Source organism: Prosthecobacter sp. (genome assembly GCF_049294395.1).
Lineage (GTDB): Bacteria > Verrucomicrobiota > Verrucomicrobiia > Verrucomicrobiales > Verrucomicrobiaceae > Prosthecobacter.
Genome location: NZ_JBAQCR010000094.1, coordinates 1 through 5,586, shown reverse-complemented (window position 1 = coordinate 5,586; position 5,586 = coordinate 1). Strand labels below are relative to the sequence as shown.

At 60.8% G+C, this 5,586-nt stretch carries 6 protein-coding genes; 5 read left to right on the top strand and 1 reads right to left on the bottom strand.

Annotated elements, in window-relative coordinates; translation table 11 throughout:
- A partial coding sequence (locus tag WAW39_RS06090; RefSeq protein WP_422316823.1) for a hypothetical protein occupies window positions 1–2,844 on the bottom strand: 2,844 nt, incomplete at its 3' end.
- A gap of 296 nt (window positions 2,845–3,140) precedes the next feature.
- Here WAW39_RS06090 and WAW39_RS06085 point away from each other — a divergent pair.
- The 5 genes from WAW39_RS06085 to WAW39_RS06065 all read left to right on the top strand — a co-directional run bounded on the left by WAW39_RS06085 (window position 3,141) and on the right by WAW39_RS06065 (window position 5,525).
- A complete protein-coding gene (locus WAW39_RS06085) occupies window positions 3,141–3,938 on the top strand; it encodes a hypothetical protein (RefSeq protein ID WP_422316821.1) in 798 nt (265 codons plus the stop codon).
- The gene (locus WAW39_RS06080) at window positions 3,935–4,189 is read left to right on the top strand and encodes a hypothetical protein (RefSeq protein ID WP_422316819.1); all 255 of its coding nucleotides are present in this window, start codon (window positions 3,935–3,937) and stop codon (window positions 4,187–4,189) included. Before WAW39_RS06085 ends, WAW39_RS06080 begins: the two co-directional genes overlap by 4 nt.
- A gap of 75 nt (window positions 4,190–4,264) precedes the next feature.
- On the top strand, window positions 4,265–4,666 hold the full coding sequence (locus WAW39_RS06075) for a hypothetical protein (protein ID WP_422316817.1): 402 nt from the start codon (window positions 4,265–4,267) through the stop codon (window positions 4,664–4,666).
- Complete coding sequence (locus tag WAW39_RS06070) at window positions 4,663–5,253, top strand: hypothetical protein (protein WP_422316815.1); 591 nt, start codon at window positions 4,663–4,665, stop codon at window positions 5,251–5,253. The genes WAW39_RS06075 and WAW39_RS06070 overlap by 4 nt, the downstream gene beginning before the upstream one ends.
- A 29-nt stretch (window positions 5,254–5,282) precedes the next feature.
- The gene (locus WAW39_RS06065; RefSeq protein ID WP_422316813.1) at window positions 5,283–5,525 is read left to right on the top strand and encodes a hypothetical protein; all 243 of its coding nucleotides are present in this window, start codon (window positions 5,283–5,285) and stop codon (window positions 5,523–5,525) included.
- Window positions 5,526–5,586: the final 61 nt, after the last annotated feature.

The window sequence follows — 5,586 nt, the reverse complement described above, 5'->3', positions numbered from 1 at the left end:
CTCCAGGGCCTGCGCGGCGTCCTGTGCGAGGGCATCGGCTTCCAGGATGCGTGTGGCCAGATCGAGCTGCGAGGTCTGCTCCTTGAGATCTGCCATGGTCTTGGCGGCCGGAGAGGGCGGCCCATTGCTGCGCCGTGCTTTATCGGCCTCTTCCTGCGTCGGCAGGGGAATGCTCCCGGCTGCGGAGGTCTGCCGTGCGAGCTCGCCCACGGCGCGGCTGGCGCGATTCATGTCGAGCGCGGCCTGGGTGTTGGTGGCTTGGTTTTGCTCGCGCAGTTCGGCCTGGTCTTGGAGTTGTCTGGCGGCTTCGGTGAGCTGTTTCTCGGCACTCTTCAAGGCCATGAGGCCATCGTTGTCGTTCTTTTTTTTGTGATTTGGGTCACGTGCCTCATTTTCAGCTTCCGCAATGTAGTACCGGGCCTTGACCAGCTTGGCCAGTGCAGGGTTTTCCTGGCGGATGAGGTTTTCGCGGCGCTGCTGGGCTTCGTTGGCAGTTTGTTCGGCAATGTTGCGGGTCACATCGGCGGCCTGCTGCAAACGGCTGCGCAGATTGTCGGATGCGCCATAGAGATGCTCAGGGCTTTTCGTTTGATCTTTCTTGTCCAGACTGCTGTCAAGATCGGCGGAGGTCTCGGTGACCTTTTTGTCGATGTCCTGGAACTGCCCGCGATTGCGGCCCTTCTGCGTTTCATCAAGCTTTTCCAAGTCCTTCTGCAGGGTCTTGGCCTGGGCCATGAGGGCGCGCTGCTGCTCCTGCCATTTGGGGCGCTGCTCGGCATCGCGGTTGGCCTGGAGGGAGGTCTCGGTGAGCATGCGGGACTGGCGCTGGAGCTGCTGCGATTCCTTGGCGGCGATCATGGCGCTTTCTTGGGCGGCGAAGGCGCGGAGGGCATCGGCGATGACGCTGGCGTGGCCGGCGGCTTCACTGGCGGCGCGCTTGAGGGGCTCGGTGTTTTCGATCTCGTCGGAGTTGAGCTTTTCGAGGTCGGGGAGCTGCTCGCGGCGGAGCTGGGCAAGCTTTTTGCCAAGGAGCTGGACTTCGGAGGCATCGAGCTGATTGGGGGCGTCGCGTGCGGCGTCCTTCAGGGCGGTCCAGAGTTCTTCGGACTGGGCCTTGACCTGCTCGAGTTTTTCCTGCGCGGAGGCGAGGGCGTTGGCGGCTTCGTCCTTGGCCTTGTCGGGGTCTTTGCGGGAGTTGCGTTCGGTCTTGCGCACCTTGTCGAGGTCCTTGCGCAGCTCGCGGGTTTGTTCATCGAGACGATCGGCCTTCAGCGCGAGGCGGCGCTGGCTTTCCGCCCAGTCGCGCTGGCGGGGATCAATCGTCTGCTCAAGGATGATGACGCGGATGGGGGGGGACTCGGCCTTCTGGCCTTTGAGGTCGATGGCGATGAGCTTGATGAGGAGGGCATCGCCGGTCTTCACACCGAGCGGGGCGAGGGGGAGGAGCGTCTGCACGGGGGCTTCTTTGGCAGACTTGGTGAAGGGGAGATCGCGCTCGGTCCAGTTGGCACCATTGATGGCGTGGGAGAGCTTCACGCCACCGAGGCCGACGTCGTCGGTGACGAGTCCGGCGAGGCGCACGGCTTCATCGGCGAGGAGTTCGATCTGCTCGGCGGGTTCGTTGATCTGCGCGGTGGGCGGGAGATCCGGGATGGTGGTGATGCGCCAGGGGGTGCTTTCCTCATTGGTGAAGCCGGTTTCCTGAGACTTCAACGTGACCTGCCAGGAGCTGTGCGTGGCCTGCACGGCGATGTCTGCGGTGAGCAGTCCATCGGGCGTGGTGGTGGAGGGCAGGGGCTTTTTCTCGGGGAGATCGGGGTTCAACTGGAAGTCGCTCTTCGAGACAGGTTGGTTGGTTTTGAGCGTGAGTTTGATGGTGGAGCCGTCGAGGGCTTCGAGGTCGCCCTGGTCTGCCTTGACCTGGGACTCCGTCCAGCCGGAGTAGGCGGGCGGGACGATGGTCTTGGTGAACTCCACGATGCGTGGCCGTGCGCGGGCGCTGAGGGTGCGCCAGGGGGTGATGGCATCGGCGGCATGCACGCGGTAGCGCACATCTGTCTGGCCGACGGGGACGACGCCTTCAAAGCGTGCGGTGCCGACGGCGGAGAGCTCGGTGCGGCGGGGCTTGGAGCCTTCCACGGCAAACTCCAGCGTGACCTGGGCGGGCTGCGGGCCTTCGGTTTCGATGATGAGGGGCGCTTCGGAGCCGATGGGGGCGAGGGTGCGGGCCTGGAGTGGCTCCAAGATGTGGATCTTGACCGAGGCGGGGCGTTCAAGATTCGCGAAGGGCAGGGCGGCGCGCGCGAGGAAGCCGCCGAGGTGGAGGCCGGGAATGAGGCAGAGCACGAGGACGGCGGCGGCGACTGAGCCGGCGGCGATGAACCAGGGGCGCAGGGTGCGCGTGGGCAGCTTCGCATTCCAGTCGATGCTTTCGATGGAGGCGGCGACGTCGTCCTGAAGCTTCTCACGGAACTCGACGGAGTCTTTGACGTTCACGCCACCGCGTGGATCGGCGAGCTCGACAGCGGCGAGCAGGCGCTCGCGCAGGGCTGGCTCAGCGGCCTCGATGAGCTTGGCGGTGCCTTCTTTGCCATTGGCCTGTGCGATGAATCTCCACGCCACGCGCCATGCAGCGTAGGCAGCGCCACCGTAGGCGATGAGCGTGACCCAGGGCCGTAGCGCATCCGGCATGAACCACGCGCGGTCCAGCAGGGCGATCAACGTGAAGGCGGCGAGGGCAATCGCCGCGGCACAGAGGGCTGCGCGGAACTGCAGCAGCTTCTGACGGCGCAGGCGAAAGCGTTGCAATGCTTCATGCGTGGCGGGACGGAGGGCAAGGTTCATGAGAGGGGTGAAAGCTTAACGCGGCGCGCGCGGGGTTCTTTGCGGGGGCGTGAGGGATGTTTCAGGCTCCTTTACAGCAGGCAGCACGAAGCGCACCCGCTTTCAGGGGGGGGGGGAAGGCCTTAACGATCTAAAGCTGCCGAATGCTTTGGCTGACCTTGATCGGCAGCTGTGCCAAAGGCTTGACTTGCGGAGGCTTTTTCGATTTCATGGGTGGCGTCTTCTGAAAATCGGCCCCATGCGTTCTGAGCGTGGCAAAGTGTCGCATGGACAGCCACATAGCATTCATTGTCCCCATGAACCTTCGATTTCTCTCTCTTGCCTTGATGCTTGCTACGCAGGCCGCTCTTGCCCAGCGTCCACTCGAGCCGCCGTCTGACCCGTTTGCCCCCAATGAAACGTCTGACGCACTTCCATGCGATACTCCGATTGCCAGTCTTCCCAGCGGAATCCCCAGCAACGAGGGCAAGGTCACACTCTTTGCCGATTACGCACGGGCCAGGCAGTCCGAGCCGATGGATGTCTATCTGATCAATCGCAGCGATCACGACATCGTCCTTGGAGCGCAGGATGGCGATGTGTATCTGAAGCTTGAGGCCAAAAATGAAGATGGCACCTGGACGCGGGTTCAGCCGCATGCCTTCAGCTGGTGCGGCAACAGCTACGATTTTAAGAAGCTGGTCAGAAAGGGCGGTTACTTCAAGATCAAGGGGCATCAGCCCAAGGTGGGCAAGCCTGCAACCATCCGCTTTCGCCTCTACAAGCAGGAGGGGCTCGATTTGACGACAGATGCGGGGGAAGGGGTTATGTCCCCCAAAGAGGCTGAGAAGGCAGCCACAGACGCTCTGGCCGTGAGCACGGGATCTTTCGAATTCGTTCGAGACCTCGCCACGGGTGAGAAGCAGATCGTGAATACGATGGATCACATTCAAGACATGCAGGAGCGTGCCATCGAAACCCTGGGCTCTGGACGCTTCCCAAAGGACAAGGTGCTGCCGCTGCTTGATGAGATTGAGAAGAAGTTTCCTGAAAAGAAAAGAGCGGTGAACTTTGCAAGGAAGTCGCTGGAAGATCAGCCCAAAAAACAGCGATGAGCCGCATGATCGCCGAAGACGAAAACGAACTGCACCGTCTGTGCGACATGCTGAAGGTGGTGCATGATGGCTTGGATGAGGGATCGCCACTGCGTGAGGCGGTGACGAAAGCGGGGCTGGGGCTTTCGCTGGCTTTCATGAACGGACAGCGTTGGAAAATGGAGGAGCTGGCTGCCGGTCTTGGCAGGCCTTTGGATGAGGGGCAGCGGCAGGAGCTGCGCAGGCTGGGGATCGATCCGGATGGGGAGTGAAATCCTCAAGATTGACCGGTGGCTGTTTTTTTGATCTGATGGAGGCGCTATTAAAAAAGCCATGGACGCCATTTCATGATTCCAAAAATTTACGCCGACTTCAATGGCTGCTGCCAAGGTGAAACCAGCGAATGGCTGGAGCTGGATTCTTACGGCACCTTGGTCGATTTACATTACCACCAGATTCGGCTGGAGGAGGGGATGCGGCTGGTGGCATGCGATAACAGCGATGAGAACGAAGACATGGAAGTGATGGGTGCCTGCCGCTATCATGGCGATGTCGAGCGACCTCATTGGTGCCTCCACTTTGAGCCTGGGGCGCTGCGGTATATTCCCGCCACGCTGGATTGGCTCGGGCGTCCGTTCCTCTGTTTTAGATGTCGCAACCCGCTTCCTCAATCCGTCAGGCTTCCGGAAAATCAGGTGTGTCCCTCATGCAGTCTTTCGATTCATTACCCGTGGGAGCCACCTACATGATCCGCATTCTCGCGCTCCTTTGTGGATTCAGCTTTTGTTGCGGGGCGGCCAAGGCACAGCCGGTAACGCCGTTTCCCGACCGTGTGCGGGCCTTGCTGGATTCTGAATGGACGGAACTTTCAATCACCTCGGCGTTGTGCACGGATACTGTCCAGGTTTATGCGACGGCGGTTAGGCTGAAACGTGAGACTCCGAAGTCGCCGGTTTATTATTCGTTGCCGCTGGGGCAGGCTGCGCCGGAGAAGGCGGCGGTGAGTGAGAAGGAATTGCAGATGCTCTATACGGACGTGCTGGCAGCGGCCAAGGCTGCTTTTGCTCATCAGTATCCAGTGGAGATCCTCAATTCGCTGCCCCCTGAAAAGGCCAAGGAGATGATTCGGAGCGGAGCTGTGAAGGTGGGGCCCAATGATGTGGAAATGCTGAGCATCCGGGGGAGGACCGCTGCTGGCGAGGTGCTGCTCATCGAATACGGGCCTTTTGCACCGCTGGATACGACGATGCAAACGCTGTTTCACACCAAGCTGTTGGAAGTGAAGCCCTCGGAGCATAAATCCATTCTCGGGCTTGACCCGTATGCGGAGGAGTGAAAGGGAGTTTGGAACTTTCCACCCACGACATGAGTGATTCCGAGCCCCTCTTAATTTATCCGATCCCGAGTTTGATTTCGATCCTGGTGAACCGGGAGGAGGAGAAGGGCAGTGCGCTGACGGAGGCGGAGGTGATCGAAATCCGCAATGGCTGCAAGGCGGTGGCCATGCCGCGGGATGTGGCGGCGAAGATCGATGCGGAGCGCGGGTACAAGGACATCGATCCGGTGCGCTGCTGGGAGGAGTGGCAGGAGGTGAGGAAGAGTTTTTGAGGATAGGTTGGCTGCTGGCGTCTTGATCTAAATGGACAAGCTAGCGGGGACAATATGGTGG